At 35.7% G+C, this 20,713-nt stretch carries 19 protein-coding genes; 7 read left to right on the top strand and 12 right to left on the bottom strand.

The window, feature by feature from the left end; genetic code table 11:
* Positions 1–2: 2 nt before the first annotated feature.
* The 11 genes from B0A66_RS18510 to B0A66_RS18460 form a co-directional block, all read right to left on the bottom strand.
* On the bottom strand, positions 3–485 hold the full coding sequence (locus tag B0A66_RS18510; protein WP_089051349.1) for an OsmC family protein: 483 nt from the start codon (positions 483–485) through the stop codon (positions 3–5).
* A 71-nt stretch (positions 486–556) separates the two neighbouring features.
* On the bottom strand, positions 557–1,330 hold the full coding sequence (locus tag B0A66_RS18505; protein ID WP_089051348.1) for a helix-turn-helix domain-containing protein: 774 nt from the start codon (positions 1,328–1,330) through the stop codon (positions 557–559).
* A 123-nt stretch (positions 1,331–1,453) separates the two neighbouring features.
* Positions 1,454–1,855 carry a hypothetical protein gene (locus tag B0A66_RS18500; RefSeq protein WP_089051347.1) on the bottom strand — a complete coding sequence of 134 codons (402 nt, stop codon included), beginning with the start codon at positions 1,853–1,855 and terminating at the stop codon, positions 1,454–1,456.
* Positions 1,856–1,931: 76 nt separating this feature from the next.
* Positions 1,932–2,474, bottom strand: coding sequence for a YceI family protein (locus tag B0A66_RS18495; RefSeq protein WP_089051346.1), 543 nt, complete (start codon positions 2,472–2,474; stop codon positions 1,932–1,934).
* Between the two features lie 5 nt (positions 2,475–2,479).
* Positions 2,480–2,914 carry a hypothetical protein gene (locus B0A66_RS18490; RefSeq protein ID WP_089051345.1) on the bottom strand — a complete coding sequence of 145 codons (435 nt, stop codon included), beginning with the start codon at positions 2,912–2,914 and terminating at the stop codon, positions 2,480–2,482.
* 21 nt (positions 2,915–2,935) lie between these two features.
* Positions 2,936–3,778, bottom strand: a complete 843-nt coding sequence (locus B0A66_RS18485) for a DUF5777 family beta-barrel protein (protein WP_089051344.1) — start codon at positions 3,776–3,778, stop codon at positions 2,936–2,938.
* 9 nt (positions 3,779–3,787) lie between these two features.
* A complete protein-coding gene (locus B0A66_RS18480; protein ID WP_089051343.1) occupies positions 3,788–4,204 on the bottom strand; it encodes an OB-fold protein in 417 nt (138 codons plus the stop codon).
* A gap of 37 nt (positions 4,205–4,241) precedes the next feature.
* On the bottom strand, positions 4,242–4,631 hold the full coding sequence (locus tag B0A66_RS18475; protein WP_089051342.1) for a winged helix-turn-helix transcriptional regulator: 390 nt from the start codon (positions 4,629–4,631) through the stop codon (positions 4,242–4,244).
* Between the two features lie 147 nt (positions 4,632–4,778).
* Entirely contained in the window at positions 4,779–7,226 is a 2,448-nt protein-coding gene (locus B0A66_RS18470; RefSeq protein ID WP_244283537.1) for a TonB-dependent receptor, read from the bottom strand.
* An 84-nt stretch (positions 7,227–7,310) separates the two neighbouring features.
* Positions 7,311–8,210, bottom strand: a complete 900-nt coding sequence (locus B0A66_RS18465; RefSeq protein WP_089051340.1) for a FecR family protein — start codon at positions 8,208–8,210, stop codon at positions 7,311–7,313.
* Between the two features lie 50 nt (positions 8,211–8,260).
* Positions 8,261–8,776: an RNA polymerase sigma factor gene (locus B0A66_RS18460; RefSeq protein WP_089051339.1), complete on the bottom strand. Its 516-nt coding sequence runs from the start codon at positions 8,774–8,776 to the stop codon at positions 8,261–8,263.
* A gap of 202 nt (positions 8,777–8,978) precedes the next feature.
* Here B0A66_RS18460 and B0A66_RS18455 point away from each other — a divergent pair, with 202 nt between their 5' ends.
* From B0A66_RS18455 to B0A66_RS18445, 3 genes are all read left to right on the top strand, one after another.
* Positions 8,979–9,998, top strand: a complete 1,020-nt coding sequence (locus tag B0A66_RS18455) for a hypothetical protein (protein WP_089051357.1) — start codon at positions 8,979–8,981, stop codon at positions 9,996–9,998.
* Positions 9,999–10,321: 323 nt separating this feature from the next.
* A complete protein-coding gene (locus tag B0A66_RS18450; protein ID WP_089051338.1) occupies positions 10,322–10,909 on the top strand; it encodes a Crp/Fnr family transcriptional regulator in 588 nt (195 codons plus the stop codon).
* A 106-nt stretch (positions 10,910–11,015) separates the two neighbouring features.
* Entirely contained in the window at positions 11,016–11,393 is a 378-nt protein-coding gene (locus B0A66_RS18445) for a helix-turn-helix domain-containing protein (RefSeq protein ID WP_089051337.1), read from the top strand.
* A 189-nt stretch (positions 11,394–11,582) separates the two neighbouring features.
* Here B0A66_RS18445 and B0A66_RS18440 read toward each other — a convergent pair whose 3' ends face one another.
* Positions 11,583–12,197, bottom strand: a complete 615-nt coding sequence (locus B0A66_RS18440) for an FMN-dependent NADH-azoreductase (RefSeq protein WP_089051336.1) — start codon at positions 12,195–12,197, stop codon at positions 11,583–11,585.
* 116 nt (positions 12,198–12,313) lie between these two features.
* Between B0A66_RS18440 and B0A66_RS18435 the strand changes: the two genes are divergently transcribed.
* From B0A66_RS18435 to B0A66_RS18420, 4 genes are all read left to right on the top strand, one after another.
* Positions 12,314–12,676: a winged helix-turn-helix transcriptional regulator gene (locus B0A66_RS18435; protein ID WP_089051335.1), complete on the top strand. Its 363-nt coding sequence runs from the start codon at positions 12,314–12,316 to the stop codon at positions 12,674–12,676.
* A 44-nt stretch (positions 12,677–12,720) separates the two neighbouring features.
* Positions 12,721–13,701: a YheT family hydrolase gene (locus B0A66_RS18430; protein WP_089051334.1), complete on the top strand. Its 981-nt coding sequence runs from the start codon at positions 12,721–12,723 to the stop codon at positions 13,699–13,701.
* A gap of 91 nt (positions 13,702–13,792) precedes the next feature.
* Complete coding sequence (locus B0A66_RS18425; protein ID WP_089051333.1) at positions 13,793–14,803, top strand: OmpA family protein; 1,011 nt, start codon at positions 13,793–13,795, stop codon at positions 14,801–14,803.
* Positions 14,804–15,533: 730 nt separating this feature from the next.
* On the top strand, positions 15,534–20,713 hold a 5,180-nt coding region (locus B0A66_RS18420; RefSeq protein ID WP_394335256.1), incomplete at its 3' end, for a beta strand repeat-containing protein.

Here is a 20,713-nt window from a genome sequence, read left to right as displayed (position 1 = left end):
GACTATAGATTTTCCTCCCCAACCCTACAAACAGCATTATGATGAACAGGAAAATTAACAGAATTTGCAATAAAGCATAATTCGTTAGCTTTCTTGTGCAATTCATTTGCTTTATCCTGCATTGCAGCTTCAGTAATCGTAACAATTGGGTTTAAGGTTATTTCAGTAAAGTGCCCACTACCGTTTGCGGTTTCGATCATGATTCCTGTAGCGTTGTCGATATAGTCCGTTACAATTATTCCTGCTTCAGAGCAGAGATGAAGATACCACAACATGTGACAAGACGACATTGAAGCGACCAAAAGATCTTCGGGGTTGTGTTTGGTTGTATCACCGCGAAAAGCCGGATCAGATGAAGCCAGAATATCCGTTTTATTATCCACCATAATAGTATGACTTCTTTCATACTTTCTGTAATTAGAGGTTCCTGTACCTTGATTTCCTGTCCATTTTGTAGTGAGCTTATAATGGTGTTCTCCGTTCATTTTTTTTGTTTTAATTCATTAACTGATGCAAAAATATTTATTCTTCAGATAGGAAAACTGTAAAATAATGCTCATTTATCTAAAAAATACGACGGCTGAACAACCCACATTTTTTTGAAAGCTTTATTAAAATGGCTTTGATCGAAATATCCTGTATCATGCACAATTGGGGCGACTTTGTTTTCGGTTTCAATTAAAGTTTTGGCCAGTTCCGTTCTTTGTACCTGTATGTAGTCGTTTACTGTTAATCCGATTTGCTTTTTAAACAATCTCTGAAAATGAAATTTACTCATACAAGAAACCTTAGCCAGTTCTTCGATAAGAAGTTTGTCGGCTAAATTTTCATTGATGTACTTCAGTGTTTTTAGAATTCTGTTATCAATAGCGAAGTCTCTCCATTCATGAATAAAATGCTCCAACAGAAACAAACCAATTTTTTGTCCACCTAATTGATATTGTTGCTCCTTTGTTGCGCTTTCAAGAAGAAGAATATTCTTTTTTAAGTCATGAAGCAAAGTAGAAGAATTACTGATCCTATTTGTAAAACAGATTATTTGTTTTTCAGAAATGGGTTCAGAAAAATAAGTGTGTGGCAGAAATACAACTTTATACTCACAATCATCGCTGGTGATGTTGTAATGCACCTCAAACGGATTTATAAGTAAAATTTGCTGTGCCTCCACTACAATTTTATCTTCCCGAAAGAAATAAGTAACAGCACCTTTTTCAACCAATACAATAGTATAGGATTGATGAAAATGCCAGCCATATTGATGCGAGGCAACTTTGCCTTCGAAGATTTCAATATCGTTGTATTTTTTATAAGATACGTTAGGCTTTTTCATTTCAATCGTAAAATAGTGCTGTAAAATAGAGCACTATTTGATACAGCAAATGTATTGATTTAAAATGTAGGCATATATTTTAGTGCATTATATTATTGCGTTGGCTGTAAAGCAACCTAAAAATTAAGCGCTAAGCTTACGATTAAAGTGCTGGCGAATTTGTTGCGGTGTCGCTATAATGTGTCCGCGGGTATGATCAAACCAATGTACTTCTTTGATAACTTCTGCGCAACATTCGTTTTTAGCATTAAAGAAAGAACTGCTGATATTGATTTTATCTCCAATCTGGCAATGTTTCATTTCGACTAAAAATGGTTCGGTAAACATTAGATTTTGATAACAAACCAATTCATTGTTTTCTTCTTCGAAACTCAAATGCAGTGCATTAAGTTTTTCTTTAGAAAATCCGTTATGAAACAAGAAATGATATAACAATCGGGTAGTGTAGGAGATGTAAGCTGTGCTTTCCATTACCATAAAATCATTTACATCTTCTCCGGTAACAGTGTAATTTTTGCAGATCATAGCAATGTGGTTAAGGTTAGTAAAAAAAGAGGTCAGCCAAGTATGAAAACTGACCTCTAAAAATGGAGTTAGAAAATTATTTAACTAATGAAAAAGCGTAATCTACTTTTACCTTATCAGCAATTTTTTTTCGCACTAAATTGGGTATTTCAATATCATAATCTTCCGGTTTCACTTCAAAAGAACCATTTAGATTAAGACCGTTAGCAGATTTAGAAACTTTTACAAGAATCGTTACAGGTTTAGTTTTTCCGTGAACGGTAAGATCACCTTTTAGTGTAAAATTTTTAGCCGTACTTGTAATTTTAGCAGGATCAAAATTTTCTAATTTACCTTTTAAGGTTGCTTTCGAAAACTTTTCAGATTCCATATAATTTTCATTAAAATGTTCCTCCATTAAAGCGACTTTAAAACGGAAACCTTTTATAAGAACCAAAGCAGCAAAATCTCCTGTAGATTGTTCTAAAACAGCAGAAACACTTTTGTTTTCAGCCGCTACTTCTTCGTACGAAGGCATCGTAGCCTGAAATTTGATGCTTCCTGTTTTAGTAATCAGTTTTTGAGCATTTGCGCTCATTACCAATACTAAAAGCAAGAAAGTAATACCTATTTTTCTCATAGTAATTAGTTTTCTTTAAGTCCGTCTGTATTCCATTTTACAAGTATGTCAATATTGGTTTGTGACATTCTGCCTGCTTGTGGCATAATACCTTGCTGACCCGACTGAAGCTGAATTCGGTTTAATAAACCTGCATTTTCTACGGCTTCTTTAACCTGTGCATACGTTGTTAAAGGTCTGAAAGATGCCGATCTTCCGCTTTGGTGACAGCCAATACAGTTGGCATCTATAATCGATTTTGCATTTGCAGTGTACGTAGTAGCAACGGGCTCTGTAGGTGTTGGGGTAACAACAGGAGGCGTTTCCGTTCCCGGGTTCGTTACAGGAGGCGTTACTACTACAGGCGGTGTCGTTGGCGTTTCGATATCTTCGTAAGTATCAGAACTGCTGCAGCTTGCAAAGGCAGCGAATAAAATCGTAAGGGCTAGTGTTTTTTTCATCATGGGGTTTGTTTATAGTTATTAAAATACTCGGTATAAGTTAAAGCCAAAAAAGAAGTCTCCTTTGCCCCAGTCTCCTGATGCATTTGTTAGGTAACCGCTTTCGCTCATAGATTGTGAATTGCTGAATATTAGCTGAAAAACGTGTCCGCCAGTTTCTACATCTAAACCAACAGATAAGGGATTATTGTAAAAATCAGGTTTATCAAAATTGTGCATGTATTCTAGATTGACAGATAATCTTTTTGTGATTTTATAGCGTCCGCCACCACCAAAAGAAAATTGATTGTCGTTTTCTAAAGTTGGATTGTAAAGATTTCTGTGTATGTAAGAAGGCACTAATTCCAGCGATAGTTTTTCGCTCACTTTTCTGGAGATCAGCAATTGTTGAACATACGTCATACGATGTTTGAATTCTAAACCAGGATATTGACTTTTTTCTAAAAAGGTATTGATGTCAGCAACACTATACCCAACGATATCAACTGGAAAATGATCATCTTGTCTTACCAAGCGGTATTTTGCTCCCGCTTCGTACATTTTGTTTAGGGTATGTCTCGAAAGGCTAAGTGATAACCAATCCGTAACACCATAAATACCTCCTAATTTTGTAGTAGCGTTGTCCAGACCAAAAAAGCTGTCAAGACCATCTTTAACAGTTCCAAATCGGTGCGAAACCACAAAATAGAACTCTTTTTTTGCAGGCATTTTGGTTGTTTGCAATGTTACAAGCTGTAACGCCTTAAAAGTAGCGGTGGAGTAATTTTCTTCGACTTGAGTAGAATCAAGGCTGTTCAGCAAATCATCTTGCGAATAAGCTATTGTCGCCAAAAACAGGCAGAGCGGGACTAGGAATTTCTTCATAAAAATGGATTAATTGTTTTGATTATTTGTTAGTGGAGTAATGGTACACTGGTCAAGTTTGATTTCTTCAAAAAGTTCGTCATAACCAATACATTTACCTTTGATTACCGTTTCAGTACTTAACAGTTTAGCATTGTTTTTTTTAGTAAAAAGGCAAAAAACTTTATTGTCAAGTATCATAACAGAATCAGTTTCTTTCGTCACCACACCTTGTACTTCGATCGTTTTGTTGAGGTACAATGAATCTGCTTTGACAGGATCTGAGGTATATGCTTTAATTAGTGCCGCCGCTGTTATACTTGCATCCGGCATTTCAGTTTCGATATTGCGGGCTTCCTTAAACAGAAAACCATAATAGATATAAATTCCCGCAGAGATAAGGATCAGCAAAGCCGCAGTTAAATAGACTATTTTTTTTCTTTTCATATTTGATGGTTATTTTGGGGTTGATTAATTTGTTGTTTTATACTGCTTGTTCCCGTATTCTTTTTCGGTGCAAAATCCCAAAATCCCGCAAAGAGGTTAAAATAGGTATAAGTGATTTGCTGTATTGGGTTAAAGTATATTCGGCTCTTAACGGACTCTCATCGCATGCTTTTTTTTCGATAAAACCATGGAGTTCCATTTCTTTTAGTTCATGCGCTAAAACTTTAGAGGTAATTTTGTCTATTTCTTTCTGAATCTCGCCAAATCGTTTACTCCCTTCCATTAGTGTTATCGTTATGGGAATTCTCCATTTACCGTTAATCACATAAAGCGCATCCATAATCGGAATGATGTCGTTTTTGTATGCAGCTTCGTCGGAGGTTTCCGGGTTATTCTGAGAAAAATTATCCTGAGTTTTAATTTTCATAACTGTTCAATGCTTTAAAGAATCTTACGATGAGATTCAATAGTAAAACAGCTTTGATATGGATTACCCTACCAAAAAAATGTGATTTTGTAGAAAAAAAGGTGAAAAAGAAGATAAGTGCTTCTTAAGGCACTTGAAATAAAAGAGTTAGAAGGAAACTCTAAAACTCATATTTGGAGTTCGCTGAAGTGAAAAAGTCTCCACCTCTTCTATAGCATTGGTTAAAGAACTGATTCTGTAGTACTCGCTGATTTCATTTTTTCGGTTTAAAATATTCAAAATAGAAACACCTATTTTGTACTGAACCGCATTCACTTCCCATTTATAAGTAGAGGAAAGATTGACCTGTGAAAAAATATGCAAACGAGTATCATTAGGTCTGTTATAAAACAATACAGGATCAGCGGGGTCAACATTAGAAACGTTCAAAGATGTTTTTGGTCTTCCGGAAGACCATTTTGTTCCTAGAGCTATTTTAAAATTACTCTTTTCATACATAAGCGCCAGTGACAAAGTATGCGACAACTTAAAATTGTTAGGGAAAACAGGATATTCGTAATTGGCAAAATGATAATTGTTATCATTGTAGGTATAACTCATCCAGGTCAGAAAATGGTTTAGTTTTTTCTGAATCAGGATTTCTGTTCCAAATACTTCATAATTGCCCGTGGTTCGAACAAATTCTAACTGGTTCTGAAAACCTTGGCTTGACGTTGTAATGCCGTTTACTTTTTTATAAAAGTTTTCAATGTCCAATAACCAGTCATTTTCTTTATAGCATAAACTTATCGATACTTGTTTGCTCTTCTGAATCGGAATTGTAGTATTGTTCGAAATAATCCAGCGTCTTTTTTCGATTCCAAAATAGTCTTTTTGCAGATCAATGGTTTGCTGAGAATTTTGACTTTTTAGTTCGCCGAGTATTTCTAAATTTAGATTTTTGCTGATGCCGTAATTGAATTGTACTCGTGGTTCAAGACGGTATTTTTTAAATTTTTCGATGTAGTTTAAACGTGTTCCTGCCTTAAAATAGATTCTGCTAAGCGTATCATTGTATTTTCCTTCTACTATAAAGGCATGAGCTCTAAGTACGTCCTTAACCTTACGGTAAAAATCAGGATTGGTAACTTGTTCCAAATTCGTTACCCCAATTTCATTAAATTGATAACCATTGCTTACGCTAAAAGTAGAAGTAAGAATATGATGGTTTTCCAGATTAATTCCGTTGTTGTTAACGGTATTTTCCTGAATGACAATTTGATTGCCAATAGTATTATTTTGATTGCCTAAAAGTTCATAAGCCGAATTGTACACATTTATTTTCGTAGTATTAAAAGCATTCCAGTTTCGTTTCCACGCCAGATTCCCGCCATAATTTTGCTGACGTAAACGATTGTTTTCGGATTGGTAAATGTCGTACGCTGTGGCACTCTGAAAAACTTCAAGATTGTCCTGAATTGTAATTAAATCAAGGATGATTTGATCTTTGTTTCCTATTTTCTGAGCATATTTGAAAGTAGCATCGTAGAAACCAAATTTTTTATCACTCTTATAATCTACATTATTATTTTGTGTAAAAACGGTGATTGTAGTATTTTGAAAAGCCTTGTTGAAATATTCTTTATAAGTAGGTGTTTCAACAAAATCGGTGATTGATTTACGGGCTGAAATTTCGATAAAACTCTTTTTCGAAAGATTGTACTTCACATTAAAATCGGCATTAATCATATTGATTCCTGCACTAAAATTATTCTTTTCCAGTTTTTCAGGAGTAGAAGAAATATCGACCACACTTGAAACACTTTCACCAAAAAAGGCCGAACTTCCATTTTTATAAATAGAAATAGTGTGTGCCAGATTAGGATTAAAAACTGATATTAAACCAAAAAAATGTCCCGTTTGGTACATTCTGATTCCATTCCATAAAAATAAATTCTGATCATGTGTACCACCACGAACATTAATGCTCGAGACACTTTCATCGAGACTGTTAACGCCCGGAATCTGTTGCATCGCCTGCAAGGCATCCGGTTCTATAAGTCCCGGTAAAATTCCGAATTTCTTGGGTTTTATTTCAAAAGCGCCATCCGTACCTTTAGAAATTCCAGACGCCAGAATAGCGTTAGCCTTAATTTCTTTTAGTTCCATTACTTCCGGCTCTAAAAATATTTGCAGGCAATTTTTAGTATTTTGATTGGGAGTAGTGATTCTTTTGGTTACAAATCCCAAGTGACTGATTAAAAGAATATTTTTATCTGTTTTTGAGTATTCAAAATAGCCATTTTGGTCCGTAGTAATTTGCGTTTTATCGTTTAGCTTGATATTGGCATCTTCAATAGGTTTTCGGTCTATAGCAGAAAAAACGTATCCGCATACTAAAGCGGAATTGGGAGTATTTTTATAAATATTGATGAAGGTATTGCCCAGATTTTCAAAAGATAAATTGGTTTTCTTCGTCAGGTATTTTAATTTTTCATTTAAAGAAAGTGACTTTTTTGGCGGATTTATTTCTAACCCAATAATATTTTCTTCAAGGTAATTAAAACTTACATGATGTTGCTGTTCAATATCAAATAGGATGTTGCTAAAAGGCATAGTTTTTCCTTTGTCCTGTGCAAAAAGATTCAGAACATAGATAAAGCTAAAAAACAAAAATTGATATTGTTTGGGGCGCAACATTTATTTTTCGTCGATAATTATTTTGTTTTTGGAGACTTTTTCAACTTTCAAATCATACGTTGTACTGATAATCTGCAAGGCCGTATCCAGATTTTGAGCAGGCAGTTTTCCTGTAAATAAAGAAGTCGTGTCTTTTGCATTTAGCTCGATAGTAATGTTGTATTGTCTTTCGACCTCGTCCAAGATCGTTCTGATATTTTCTTTATAAAATGAGATATTGTGGTCGATCCATTCCGGTTTTGATACGGCTACATCTAGCTTCAACTGTTTTCCGTTTTCAAAACTAACACCTTGTCCGTGTGTCAGAACAATTTGCTTATTGGCATAATTAACCTGTACGCGACCTTCATAACATACGACGTCGAACCTGTTTTTTCTGGTTTTAACATTAAACTGAGTTCCTAAAACCGCTACTTTTCCGAGTTTAGTTTGTACCTCAAAACGTTTTCCCTTAGCAACTCTAAAATAAGCTTCTCCCTGAAGATCAAGATGTCTGTTGTTGTCCCAGTTCCAATTTTTATAACCTATTTCAGAACCGGAATTCAAAACTACTTCAGAGTTATCGGGCAGCGTGAAAGAAGTTTGTTTTCCAAAATCTGCCGTTTCCGTTTTGTTCGTTGCCAGTTTAAAAGTAAGCGTAATTCCTAAAGCCAGTACAAGTAAAGCAGCAACCTGAAAGTATCGTTTTCGGTATAACGGAACCACCTTTGGAGTGACCTTTTTTTGTTTAAGAATAGTAGCAAGCATCATATCTTCATTCAGATCATCTACCACTAAAAGATCCGTATAATTTTTAATTTTCTGGTATTTTTCAAAATCAGGACTTGCCTCAAAAGCAGCTAATTCATCTTCAGATAAATCATTGTTGAGCCATTTGGCTAATAGTTGATTTTTTTTCATTGTACTGGTATTATATAATTAAAACAGTTAGAATTAAGTTTACCCTACTTTTAAAGGTCAATTTCTTTGCGTAAGCTTAACAAAGCCAAATGAATGCGTTTTTCGACTGCTTTTACGCTAATATTTAAGTCCAAAGCAATTTCGCTGTATTTTTTTCCGTCAATGCGGTGCATCAAAAAAGCAATACGTTGTTTCTCGTTCAAGTTTTCGATTGCTTTTAAGAGCTTAGCCTGAAATTGTTTTTCCTCCAAAATGTACTCCGGACTTTCATTAGTTTTATCCAAACCGGTGAAATCTTTTTCATAGCGCAATACGACCTTTTGATGTGCAATTTCATTAAGACTGCTGTTGTTTGCAATCGTATACACATAAGATTTAGCTTTTTCGATAGGCACCGAAGCACAATTTTGCCATAGCTTTAAGAAAGCTTCCTGCGCAACATCTTCCGCTTTTTCCAGATTACCAAATTTGTAAAAAAGGAAATTACGGAGCACTTTTATCTGACCTTTAAAAAAGGACGAAAAAATAATTTCATCGCAAGTGTTTGATTCGGGTTGATTTGGCATTTGTATTTTGCAATTTATGAGATGCAAAAGTATTTGTTTTTAGTTCAAGTAGGGTAAAAGTAAACACGATTGTTCTATAGTGGTATAAAATGTTGTTATTCATGACATTATTAATTGAAAAAAAATGAATTCAAAACCTTTGATGCCCAATTTATTAAAAAGCAATTTCTTGAAATTTTACTACCTTTGTAAAAATGAAAATATGCTGTCGTTGAAAAAATATTTATCAATAATAATTTTTTTGCTGTTATTGTCCTGCCAAAATGAAACAGAGGAGCAGGTAAATAACACACAAGGTACAGTTACCAAGGTTTCACCCCTTACTTCGTACTTACAGCGTGTTGCAATGGTGCCAACCGTTCAGGACAATGTGATCGATCAATCGAGTTATTGCACGATAAAATTTCCTTACACCATTACGGTTAATAACGAACAAATTGCGCTTGCTTCTCCAGCAGATTACCAAAAAGTTTTCGATAATATAAATGCCAGTACTTACGATGATGATATCGTAACAATAGATTTTCCGGTCACGATGGTATATTATAATTACATCGAAAAATTAATTCCGAATCAGTCTGATTTTAATGACTTAATCGATTATTGGAATCTTTACCCTGATCTTTTGTCTAAAATCAACGGCCTCAATATTACTTATCCAATTACCATTAACATCTACAACAGTGCGAGTCAGATTGCCAGTTCGGTTTCGATTGTAAGTGATCAGGCGTTTTTTAATTTTATTAAAAATCTAAACGAAGGCAATTATATTTCCTTAAAATATCCGATCTCGATTATAAATTACAACAATCAGACTCAGGCAATCAACAATAATCAAGACTTTGAAAATGCAATACAATATGCTATAAAAAATTGTCCTGAAAACAATATTGCCTCAGTAGATTTTGAAACTACGCTAACAAGTGGTTCCTGGACCATTCCGTATTTTTTTGATGATTCAGAAAAAACCGGTTCTTATAACGGATATTCATTCGTGTTCAATGCGGATAGAATTGTAAATGCAACCAAAGCAGGAGTAACTGTAACCGGCGAATGGGAATGTAAAGCAGTGTATGGCGGACAGGAATTAAAAATAAACTTTAGCGCAGAAACACTTAACAAACTCAATAATAACAATTGGAAGTTATACGAGTACAACAACTCCCAAATTCGATTGAGAAGTATAGGCAGTACTACACATTATCTTTATTTTGCGAAATAAGCAAAGCTAAAGTTTTTCTATATTCAAATTATCGGTTAGGTTTATCCTGTAAGGTTTTTAAAACCTTATATAAAAAAGTACTACATGAATTTTTTTAAGATTTCCCAAACCTTTCAGTCTAATAACTTGTAGGCGAAATATGAAGTTTGAAAAAAATATCTTTTCTCTGAAACTTCAAAAGCAATACTTAATCGATAAACAAATTGTAATGGATTAGTATTGGTTTAATTGTTTTATTATTGATGCCAAAACGTAAATCATTAGCATAAAAATAATGAGGTATTTTAAAGCGTTAGAAATGTAAACAAAGTAAATTTTAGGAAATGGGGAATAACTTTGAAAGCATAAGGGCATTAATGCAGCATTATATCGAAATTGATGATGTAGAATGGGAGCTGTGTAAAGCTATGTTTACCGTTAAGCACATTAAAAAGAAAGAAATAGTACTTTCTGAAGGAGAGATTTGTCGGGATATTTATTTTGTAGTGAAAGGTTTATTACGAATTTATTTTGTTGATCAGAATGATGATGAAAAGACATTTCATTTTTCGGTAGAAAATACTTTTGCAACAGATTATCGGAGTTTTTTGAGAGAGATTCCCGGAGATTTTTATATTCAGGCTCTTGAAGATACAACCGTTTTAGTCGTTACCTTTGAGATGTTGCAATTACTTTATGCTAATCTTAGAAATGGAGAAAAACTGGGCAGGCTAATCGCAGAAGATTATTTTATTGTATTCAACGATAAGATTAAAGGAATTTATACGCAGACACCTTTACAGCGTTATAATAGTATGAATGCTACTTTTCCAAGAATATTAATGCGTGTGCCTCAGCATTACATTGCATCTTATCTTAATATAAGCCCCGTTCATTTAAGTCGTTTAAAATACGGAATTGACGAATTATGATTGAAATGTTAACATTTGTTATTGTTATTTTTTCTCTCCAAGCTTAAATTTGCTAGGATGAATTTTTGTATTAATAAAAAACATCAAAGAATTAAAAAGAATAAAAATGTTAATAGGCGACAAAATTAAAAGTATTAGAGAACTAAAAAATTATACTCAGGAATATATGGCTTATCAGTTGGGCATGACGCAGGCTGGTTACAGTAAAATTGAAAAAGGCAAAACAAGAGTCAATGTAGAGAAACTCCAGAAACTTTCTGTAATACTGGATTTGCCGGTAGAAGCGATTATAAATTTTGAAAGCGAACATTATTTTAGTCATAAACAAACGAATCAAAGTGATAATGTTCCGAATAATGATACCAGTTTCGCCTTAATGAAAAGATTGTATGAGGACAAGATTTCGCTTTTAGAAAAGCTTCTTGGAAAAACAGATACAGAGCTTCAATGCTACAAAGAAAAGTATGATTGTTATGATTTGTAATATAATCTGATTAATTCAAGTTATTTTTTCATAGTCCTGCAAGGTTTTCAAAACCTTGTAGGTATAAATAAGCAGTTAAAGATTAGATCATTTCCATGAAATTTCAATAAAATACTTACCCTACTAAATAAATTTAGGTACAACTTGAATTAATCAGAATTAGATTTTTTTAAAATAAAGAGGAGTATATTAATCAATCAAAATACTATCAATACCTTTTTGGTAAGCGTTTTCTTTATCTTCGTCTGTACCCTTGTTTAGACCTTCAGCTCTAATGATTGTGATGTCAGTAATTCCTAAAAAGCCTAACAGTTTTTGTAAATAAGGCCCAACAAAATCATATTCTGTCATGAATCCTTCGGTATAAATACCACCACTTGCAATAGCGATGTAGAGTTTTTTGTTCGTAATCAATCCCTCAGGGTATCCATTTTCTCCGTATTTAAAAGTTATTCCGGCTCTCGTAATCTGATCCAGATAAGCTTTTAGCATCGCTGTAATACTAAATTCATACACAGGTGCATTCATCACTATAATATCAGCATTTTGAATCTCTGCAATTGCTTCATCAGAATAAACTAAAGACTGTTTTTGAGCATCTGTTCTGTTAGCTTCAGGAGTAAAAATACTCGTAACGTATTCTTCATTTAGATGGGGTGGCAGATCTTTGGCTAGATCGCGAACAACAATAGTTGATTCCGGATATTTTTCGATAATTTTTTCAAGAATAACGGCGCTTAGTTTATTACTTACAGAAGATGCTCCTCGTGGACTCGAAAGAATACTTAATACATTTTTTTTCATGCTGTTTATATTATTTGTTTCCGCAAATTTATTTATATTTACTATCAAAAATATAGTAGTAAACAAAAGGTTAGTACTATCCTTTTGGTTAGTTTTCTACACAAAACAAGATTAGAATGGAAGAAATTATAGAGCCAATGACCGAAGAGCGTTGTACTAAATCCTTATCGTCTACAGAAGATGCAATTTATGTATTGGGTGGTAAATGGACTTTGCGTATCATGATTGCAATTTTAAACGGACATACTCGTTTTAATGATATTCAAAGACGGGTTTTAGGTATTTCGGCAAGAGTATTATCAGCAGAATTAAAAAAATTGGAACTTAATTTATTAATTGAACGCAATGTTATCGTTGATGCAAAGCCCGTAATAGTAGAGTATAATCAATCGGAATACAGTAAATCTATTAGGCCTGTAATTCAGGCTTTATCAGAATGGGGATTAACGCATAAAATAAAAATCAGCAATAGCCATTGATTTGAAAAAAAGGCTTAAATTTAACCATAAAAAACTTTCTAATCATGCCTATAATTGAACAATCAGCCTACAACTTCCCGTCGATTATGAATCGAAACAGGCATATTTCTACCATTTATGCTGCTTTGTTTAAGAAGTTTGAAGTTCCCGGCTATACCAGAGAAAAACTCGAATTGAGTGATGGAGATTTTATCAATATTGATTTTTTAGTAAATGATCCCAAGAAAGCGGTTATCTTATGTCACGGCTTAGAAGGTGATTCCCGCAGAACGTACAATAACAGTTGTGCTACTTATTTTCAGGAAAAAGGTTTTTCTGTTTTTGCATGGAACAATCGTACTTGTGGTGGCGAAATGAATCGTCTTCCCAGATTGTATCATCATGGTGCAGTGGATGATCTTGATGAAGTCGTTCGCTTCGTTTTACGAAAAGGGTTCGAAGAGGTTTATTTGATCGGATATTCAATGGGCGGTGTTCAGTTATTGAATTATTTAGGCTGGACAAAAATCGATCATCGTATAAAAGCTGCTGTTTCGATTTCAGTTCCAACACATATTGCAACAAGTGCCGAAGTACTCAAACAAGGTTTTAACAGAGTTTACTTAAAGAATTTTACGATAGATATCAAGAGAAAGCTGAAACACAAAGCAGCACAGTTTCCTGATTTTATAAACAGCGATCAGATCGACAAAATTACTTCTTTTGATGAAGTCGATCAGTATTTTACAGCACCTTTGCACGGTTTTGCAAGTCGTGATGATTATTACCAGCGCGTTTCTCCGGAGTTTTCGCTTCAAAATATTACAACACCCGTTTTAATTATAAATTCACTTGATGATCCTTTTTTAGGCGAAAGATGTTATCCAAGAACTATTGCACAGGAGAGTGAGTTTGTTTACCTCGAAATGCCAAAGTATGGGGGACATTGTGCTTTTCCTATGCGCGATTCAACGTATTCGTATGTAGAGCAAAGAGCGTATGAGTTTTTTGAATCCCGTAATACTGTGATGGTAAACAAAGCGTAATTAAACAAACAATATCCAATGTAATAATTTTATAATTTATTAGTTATATACCACGGATATAAAATTTTAAATAATTCAATTCTAAGTTAAAATGAAAAAAACAATACTTGTTGTTATAGCTGGAGTTTTAATGTTTTCTTGTAATAAAGAAAAAAAGGAGCAGGAGACACTAGAGACCACAAAGACTCCGGAAGTAGAGAATACTAAAGAAGAAGCTGGATCGGCAGAAATAAATTGGGATCAGATTCCGGATCTAAAAGATATTGGTAATTTCCCATTTCTTAAAGCTCCCAAAGATCTTAAAATAAGTAATGAAAAAGACGGACTTTCTGAAATTTTTGATTTCGAAACCATGCAAAATTATACGGGAAGCAGTGTTTATAGTACTGAAGGTAAACTAGGTATTTTGAATTTTGAAGGAGATCAGGGTAAAGACTTCAATCAGAAATTTTTTGACAAAAGTGTTTACGATTATTTCGATAAAATTGGCGCTAAAAAAATATATCAGGGTGAATTTCCTGAAAATGAAAGTGACAGAGCAAAATTAGAAAAAAACATGTGGAGCGGAAAACACAGAACGACTGGTCTTGTAAGAGAAAGTGGTTCTCCTTTTGGAGTGTATGCTTTTAAAAATAATGGGAAAAAATATGTTGCCAATATTCAATCTAATTCTGCACAGGGAAATATTTTTATAATGGAACTTCAGGGCTTTGAACAAACGATAGAAAAATATTCAGCTGCTCAAATGAAAGCCGATATTGATAAAACTGGAAAAGTCGTTTTACACCTTAATTTCGATACAGATAAAGCTACGTTGCAGCCAGATGCAGAGAAAGTTGTTGAAGAAATTTTAGCTTTGCTTAAATCAGATGCTACTTTAAAATTATCAATCGAAGGACATAAAGATAATTCCGGTAGTAAAGAAAGGAACCAAACCCTATCAACAGAACGAGCTAATACCGTAATGTATGCTTTAGCAGGAAAAGGAATTGATATTAAACGATTAAAAGCTAAAGGTTTTGGTTCTGAAAAGCCTTTGAAAGCGAATGACACAGAAGCAAATAAAGCAGAAAACAGAAGAGTTGAACTGATTAAAATTTAACAACAAACTAAATACTTTTTTTAATCCTTCCAGATTTCATATCTGGAGGGATTTTTTGTTTTATATCATAATGTGCAAAATAATAAATATCAGATTGATGAATTTTTTTTGAAAAAAAACTACTGCTTTTTAATAAAAAAAAATACTATTTAAATTATTGATAATTAATATTTTAAGTAGTTTTTTGATTGAAATTAGCAATACTTAAAACGCCTATTTATTGATTTTTTATCAGTAATCATCATTTATACCTATGTTTTTAGTAAATATATGTAAAATTCTTACTATTATAATGCGAATAACTTAAGAATAAGTTTAGAAAAAAGTCCTTTTGACCATTAGTTTATGTTGTTGGTCGTTTTTTGAGGTTATTTGTCGAGTAAATACATTTGGGTATTAGGTTTTTTTTACTTTCGCCACTCAAAAAAGTAATTAATTTATAACAGTTGAGACTTACATAGTCTGATTTATTAAATGCCAAAGACTCCCAACTTTTATTTTTTTCTTAGTAATCTTAATCCTCTTTTAAGATTACAAAAAACCAATCTCTACAATTTTTCGTATACAATTTTAAGGATGGATACTATTTCTGGTATTCAGGTTCTCTATATTTTCATTTCTAAAAAAATAGTTGCTTATGCCTAACTCTACTTTCAATGGATTTAAATTTTTTAAGTCCGCTTTTTTTAGTGTATTTTCTAGTTTAGTCTCAAAAAAGACAGCATTTTTTATGATGTTTTCTTTATTGATGTTGCAGCATGTTAATGCTCAATGTGAGAGAATTACCAATGGTAGTTTTAATTCAAATGCAACAGGTTGGGGAGTGCAAAATGCAGCTACAGGCTGGAGATATACTGGTACTGGTGATTTCCCAAATCAGATTTACTCTGATGCAGATGGTATAACGAATGCCGCCTTAACTCAAAATGTAACAGGATTAGCTGGCAATTCGTTGACCCTTACATTTAAAGTTAAAGGACAAAATTCAGGACGTGGAAGTTGCAGAACTAATGCTTCTCTTGTTGTTCAGATAAATAATACGACTTATTTAACAATTCTTAATCCAGATAACAATACTCAAATTACAACAGCAGACGTTTCTGCTTCTAATGGAGCTAGTTTTACTACTGCAGGATTTCCTTTAATAGTAGGAGGGAGTCCTACGATTGCTGCAACTGGATTAACACAAGGAACAGTAACCATTACAATTCCTTGGACTGGCGCGACAACGGGTAGTTTGGCGTTTTTACATAGCGCATCAAACAACTCGAATGGTGGTACAGGATGTACTTTTAATGGAGGTGATGACTGGGCATTAGATGATATTTCTCTTACAACTACACCGCCTGTTCCAACAATTACCACAACAGCAGCAACTTGTTCAGCAAACGGAAGCTCTGCTATTGCAAACTATACAGCAGGACAAACGTATACTTTTACTCCAACTGGACCAACAGTAAGCGGAACGGGAGCAATCACTGGGATGACAGTTGGAACTTCATATACTGTGAGATCTACAAGTGGAAGTTGTACATCAGCAGCATCGGCTTCTTTTAGTAATGCGACAATGTTAGCGACTCCTGCAGCACCAACAATAACTTCAACAGCAGCAACTTGTGCAGCGAACGGAAGTTCAGCTATTGCTAATTATACAGGAGGTCAAACCTATACTTTTAACCCAACAGGACCAACAGTAAGTGGAACAGGAGCAATCTCTGGAATGACTCTAGGTCAATCTTATACTGTTACAGCAGGAAACGGAAGTTGTACATCAGCAGCATCGGCTTCCTTTAGCAATGCCGCAATGTTAGCGACTCCTGGAACACCAACAATAACTTCAACAGTAGCGACTTGTTCAGCAAACGGAAGTTCAGCGATTGCTAATTATACAGCAGGACAAACCTATACATTTAGTCCAACAGGACCAACGGTTAGTGGAACGGGAGCAATTACAGGAATGACAGTTGGAACTTCTTATACTGTTAGAGCTACGAGTGGAAGTTGTACATCAGCAGCATCGGCATCTTTTAGCAATGCCGCAATGTTAGCGACTCCTGCAACACCAACAATAACTTCAACAGCAGCGACTTGTTCAGTAAACGGAAGTTCAGCGATTGCTAATTATACAGCAGGACAGACTTATACTTTTAGTCCAACAGGACCAACGGTTAGTGGAACGGGAGCAATTACAGGAATGACAGTTGGAACTTCTTATACAGTTAATACAACTAGTGGAAGTTGTACTTCTGCAGCATCAGCTTCTTTTAGCAATGCGGCAATGTTAGCAACTCCTGCAACACCAACAATAACTTCAACAGCAGCAACTTGTTCTGCAAACGGAAGTTCAGCGATTGCTAATTATACAGCAGGACAAACCTATACTTTTAGCCCAACAGGACCAACAGTAAGTGGAACGGGAGCAATCTCAGGCATGACAGTTGGAACTTCATACACTGTTAGAGCTACAAGTGGAAGTTGTACATCAGCAGCAGCAGCTTCTTTTAGCAATGCCGCAATGTTAGCGACTCCTGCAACACCAACGATTACGACAACAGCAGCAACTTGTTCAGCAAACGGAAGTTCGGCAATTGCAAACTATACAGCAGGTCAAACCTATACTTTTAGTCCAACAGGACCAACGGTTAGTGGAACGGGAGCAATCACTGGAATGGTAATCGGTACTTCATATACAGTTAATACAACTAGTGGAAGTTGTACATCAGCATCATCAGCTTCTTTTAGCAATGCAGCAATGCTTGCAACACCAGCTGTTCCAACAATAACTTCAACAGCAGCAACTTGTTCAGCAAACGGAAGTTCAGCTATTACTAATTATACAGCAGGTCAAACCTACACTTTTAATCCAACAGGACCAACAGTAAGTGGAACAGGAGCGATCTCTGGAATGACTCTAGGTCAATCTTATACAGTTACAGCAGGAAACGGAAGTTGTACTTCTGCGGCATCAGCATCATTTAGCAATGCGGCAATGTTAGCGACTCCTGCAACACCAACGATTACGACAACAGCAGCAACTTGTTCAGCAAACGGAAGTTCTGCAATTGCCAACTATACAGCAGGACAAACGTATACTTTTAATCCAACAGGACCAACAGTAAGTGGAACGGGTGCAATCTCAGGAATGACTGTAGGTCAATCTTATAACGTTACAGCAGGAAACGGAAGTTGTACATCAGCAGCATCGGCTTCTTTTAGCAATGCAGCAATGCTTGCAACACCAGCTGTTCCAACAATAACTTCAACAGCAGCAACTTGTTCAGCGAATGGAAGCTCTGCTATTGCCAATTATGTAGCAGGACAAACCTACACTTTTAGTCCAACAGGACCAACAGTAAGTGGAACGGGAGCAATCACTGGAATGGTAATCGGTACTTCATATACCGTTACAGCAGGAAACGGAAGTTGTACATCAGCAGCATCAGCTTCTTTTAGCAATGCAGCAATGCTTGCAACACCAGCTGTTCCAACGATTACTTCAACAGCAGCAACTTGTTCAGCAAACGGAAGTTCAGCAATTGCTAACTATACAGCAGGACAAACCTATACTTTTAATCCAACAGGACCAACAGTAAGTGGAACGGGAGCAATCACTGGAATGACAGTTGGAACTTCTTATACAGTTAATACAACTAGTGGAAGTTGTACATCAGCGGCATCAGCATCATTTAGCAATGCGGCAATGTTAGCAACTCCTGCAACACCAACAATAACTTCAACAGCTGCAACTTGTTCAGCGAATGGAAGTTCAGCGATTGCTAATTATACAGTAGGACAAACGTATACTTTTAGTCCAACAGGACCAACAGTAAGTGGAACGGGTGTAATCTCTGGAATGACTCTAGGTCAATCTTATAACGTTACAGCAGGAAACGGAAGTTGTACATCAGCAGCATCGGCTTCATTTAGCAATGCAGCAATGTTAGCGACTCCTGCAACACCAACAATTACAACAACAGCTGCTGCAACTTGTTCAGCAAACGGAAGTTCAGCGATTGCTAATTATACAGCAGGACAGACGTATACTTTTAGTCCAACAGGACCAACAGTAAGTGGAACGGGTGTAATCTCTGGAATGACTCTAGGTCAATCTTATAACGTTACAGCAGGAAACGGAAGTTGTACATCAGCAGCATCGGCTTCATTTAGCAATGCAGCAATGTTAGCGACTCCTGCAACACCAACAATTACAACAACAGCAGCAACTTGTTCAGCAAACGGAAGTTCGGCGATTGCTAATTATACAGCAGGTCAAACCTACACTTTTAATCCAACAGGCCCAACAGTAAGTGGAACAGGAGCGATCTCTGGAATGACTCTAGGTCAATCTTACACAGTGACAGCAGGTAACGGAACTTGTACATCAGCGGCATCAGCTTCTTTTAGCAATGCGGCAATGTTAGCAACTCCTGTAACACCGACAATTACAACAACAGCAGCAACTTGTTCAGTAAACGGAAGTTCAGCGATTGCTAATTATACAGCAGGTCAAACCTACACTTTTAATCCAACAGGCCCAACAGTAAGTGGAACAGGAGCGATCTCTGGAATGACTCTAGGTCAATCTTACACAGTGACAGCAGGTAACGGAACTTGTACATCAGCGGCATCAGCTTCTTTTAGCAATGCGGCAATGTTAGGAACTCCTGCAACACCGACAATTACAACAACAGCAGCAACTTGTTCAGCAAACGGAAGTTCGGCGATTGCTAATTATACAGCAGGTCAAACCTACACTTTTAATCCAACAGGCCCAACAGTAAGTGGAACAGGAGCGATCTCTGGAATGACTCTAGGTCAATCTTACACAGTGACAGCAGGTAACGGAACTTGTACATCAGCGGCATCAGCTTCTTTTAGCAATGCGGCAATGTTAGCAACTCCTGCAACACCAACAATTACAACAACAGCAGCAACTTGTTCAGCGAATGGAAGCTCTGCTATTGCCAATTATACAGCAGGACAAACGTATACTTTTAATCCAACAGGACCAACAGTAAGTGGAACTGGTGCAATTACTGGAATGGTAATCGGTACTTCATATACCGTTACAGCAGGAAACGGAAGTTGTACTTCTGCGGCATCGGCTTCTTTTAGCAATGCAGCAATGTTAGCGACTCCAGCTGTTCCAACAATAACTTCAACAGCTGCAACTTGTTCAGCGAATGGAAGCTCTGCTATTGCTAATTATACAGCAGGTCAAACCTATACTTTTAATCCAACAGGACCAACAGTAAGCGGAACAGGTGCAATTACAGGAATTACTTTAGGTCAATCTTATACAGTTACAGCAGGAAACGGAAGTTGTACATCAGCAGCATCAGCTTCATTTAGCAATGCGGCAATGTTAGCGACTCCTGCAACACCAACAATAACTTCAACAGCTGCAACTTGTTCAGCAAATGGAAGTTCAGCTATTGCTAATTATACAGCAGGACAGACGTATACTTTTAGTCCAACAGGACCAGCAGTAAGTGGAACAGGTGCTATTACTGGAATGGTAATCGGTACTTCATATACGGTGAGAGCTACAATTGGAAGTTGTACATCAGCAGCATCGGCTTCTTTCAGCAATGCAGCAATGTTAGCGACTCCAGTTGCTCCAGTATTAAGTTCTATAGTTCAACCAACATGTTCTGTTGTAGTTGGAAGTCTAACAATTGACAATTATAATTCAACTTATACCTATGTAATAACTCCTTCAACTGGAGCTACACAATCTGGAAATAGTATTACAGCTCAAAGTGGAAGTTATACTATTACAGCTTCTTTAAATGGTTGTACTTCTGGCACTACGAATTTTGTAATTAATTCTATATTGTGCGCTAACGCAGATAACGCTTATGCAACTCAGACTTCAGGAAACACAGCAGTAAATGTTGGTAACGTAAC

The organism is Flavobacterium hercynium (genome assembly GCF_002217285.1).
Taxonomy (GTDB): Bacteria; Bacteroidota; Bacteroidia; order Flavobacteriales; family Flavobacteriaceae; genus Flavobacterium; species Flavobacterium hercynium.
Note: the sequence above shows the minus strand (reverse complement) of the source record. Positions and strands in the feature narration are given on the sequence as shown.

Bases quoted from the DNA above. Each gene is read 5' to 3' on its own strand.
- B0A66_RS18450 (WP_089051338.1), top strand. From the start codon at position 10,322: ATGGGGAATAACTTTGAAAGCATAAGGGCATTAATGCAGCATTATATC.
- B0A66_RS18470 (WP_244283537.1), bottom strand. From the start codon at position 7,226: ATGCCTTTTAGCAACATCCTATTTGATATTGAACAGCAACATCATGTA.
- B0A66_RS18440 (WP_089051336.1), bottom strand. From the start codon at position 12,197: ATGAAAAAAAATGTATTAAGTATTCTTTCGAGTCCACGAGGAGCATCT.
- B0A66_RS18435 (WP_089051335.1), top strand. From the start codon at position 12,314: ATGGAAGAAATTATAGAGCCAATGACCGAAGAGCGTTGTACTAAATCC.
- B0A66_RS18480 (WP_089051343.1), bottom strand. From the start codon at position 4,204: ATGAAAAGAAAAAAAATAGTCTATTTAACTGCGGCTTTGCTGATCCTT.
- B0A66_RS18425 (WP_089051333.1), top strand. From the start codon at position 13,793: ATGAAAAAAACAATACTTGTTGTTATAGCTGGAGTTTTAATGTTTTCT.
- B0A66_RS18460 (WP_089051339.1), bottom strand. From the start codon at position 8,776: ATGCCAAATCAACCCGAATCAAACACTTGCGATGAAATTATTTTTTCG.
- B0A66_RS18475 (WP_089051342.1), bottom strand. From the start codon at position 4,631: ATGAAAATTAAAACTCAGGATAATTTTTCTCAGAATAACCCGGAAACC.
- B0A66_RS18455 (WP_089051357.1), top strand. From the start codon at position 8,979: ATGCTGTCGTTGAAAAAATATTTATCAATAATAATTTTTTTGCTGTTA.
- B0A66_RS18500 (WP_089051347.1), bottom strand. From the start codon at position 1,855: ATGATCTGCAAAAATTACACTGTTACCGGAGAAGATGTAAATGATTTT.
- B0A66_RS18465 (WP_089051340.1), bottom strand. From the start codon at position 8,210: ATGAAAAAAAATCAACTATTAGCCAAATGGCTCAACAATGATTTATCT.
- B0A66_RS18510 (WP_089051349.1), bottom strand. From the start codon at position 485: ATGAACGGAGAACACCATTATAAGCTCACTACAAAATGGACAGGAAAT.
- B0A66_RS18430 (WP_089051334.1), top strand. From the start codon at position 12,721: ATGCCTATAATTGAACAATCAGCCTACAACTTCCCGTCGATTATGAAT.
- B0A66_RS18445 (WP_089051337.1), top strand. From the start codon at position 11,016: ATGTTAATAGGCGACAAAATTAAAAGTATTAGAGAACTAAAAAATTAT.
- B0A66_RS18495 (WP_089051346.1), bottom strand. From the start codon at position 2,474: ATGAGAAAAATAGGTATTACTTTCTTGCTTTTAGTATTGGTAATGAGC.
- B0A66_RS18505 (WP_089051348.1), bottom strand. From the start codon at position 1,330: ATGAAAAAGCCTAACGTATCTTATAAAAAATACAACGATATTGAAATC.
- B0A66_RS18485 (WP_089051344.1), bottom strand. From the start codon at position 3,778: ATGAAGAAATTCCTAGTCCCGCTCTGCCTGTTTTTGGCGACAATAGCT.
- B0A66_RS18490 (WP_089051345.1), bottom strand. From the start codon at position 2,914: ATGAAAAAAACACTAGCCCTTACGATTTTATTCGCTGCCTTTGCAAGC.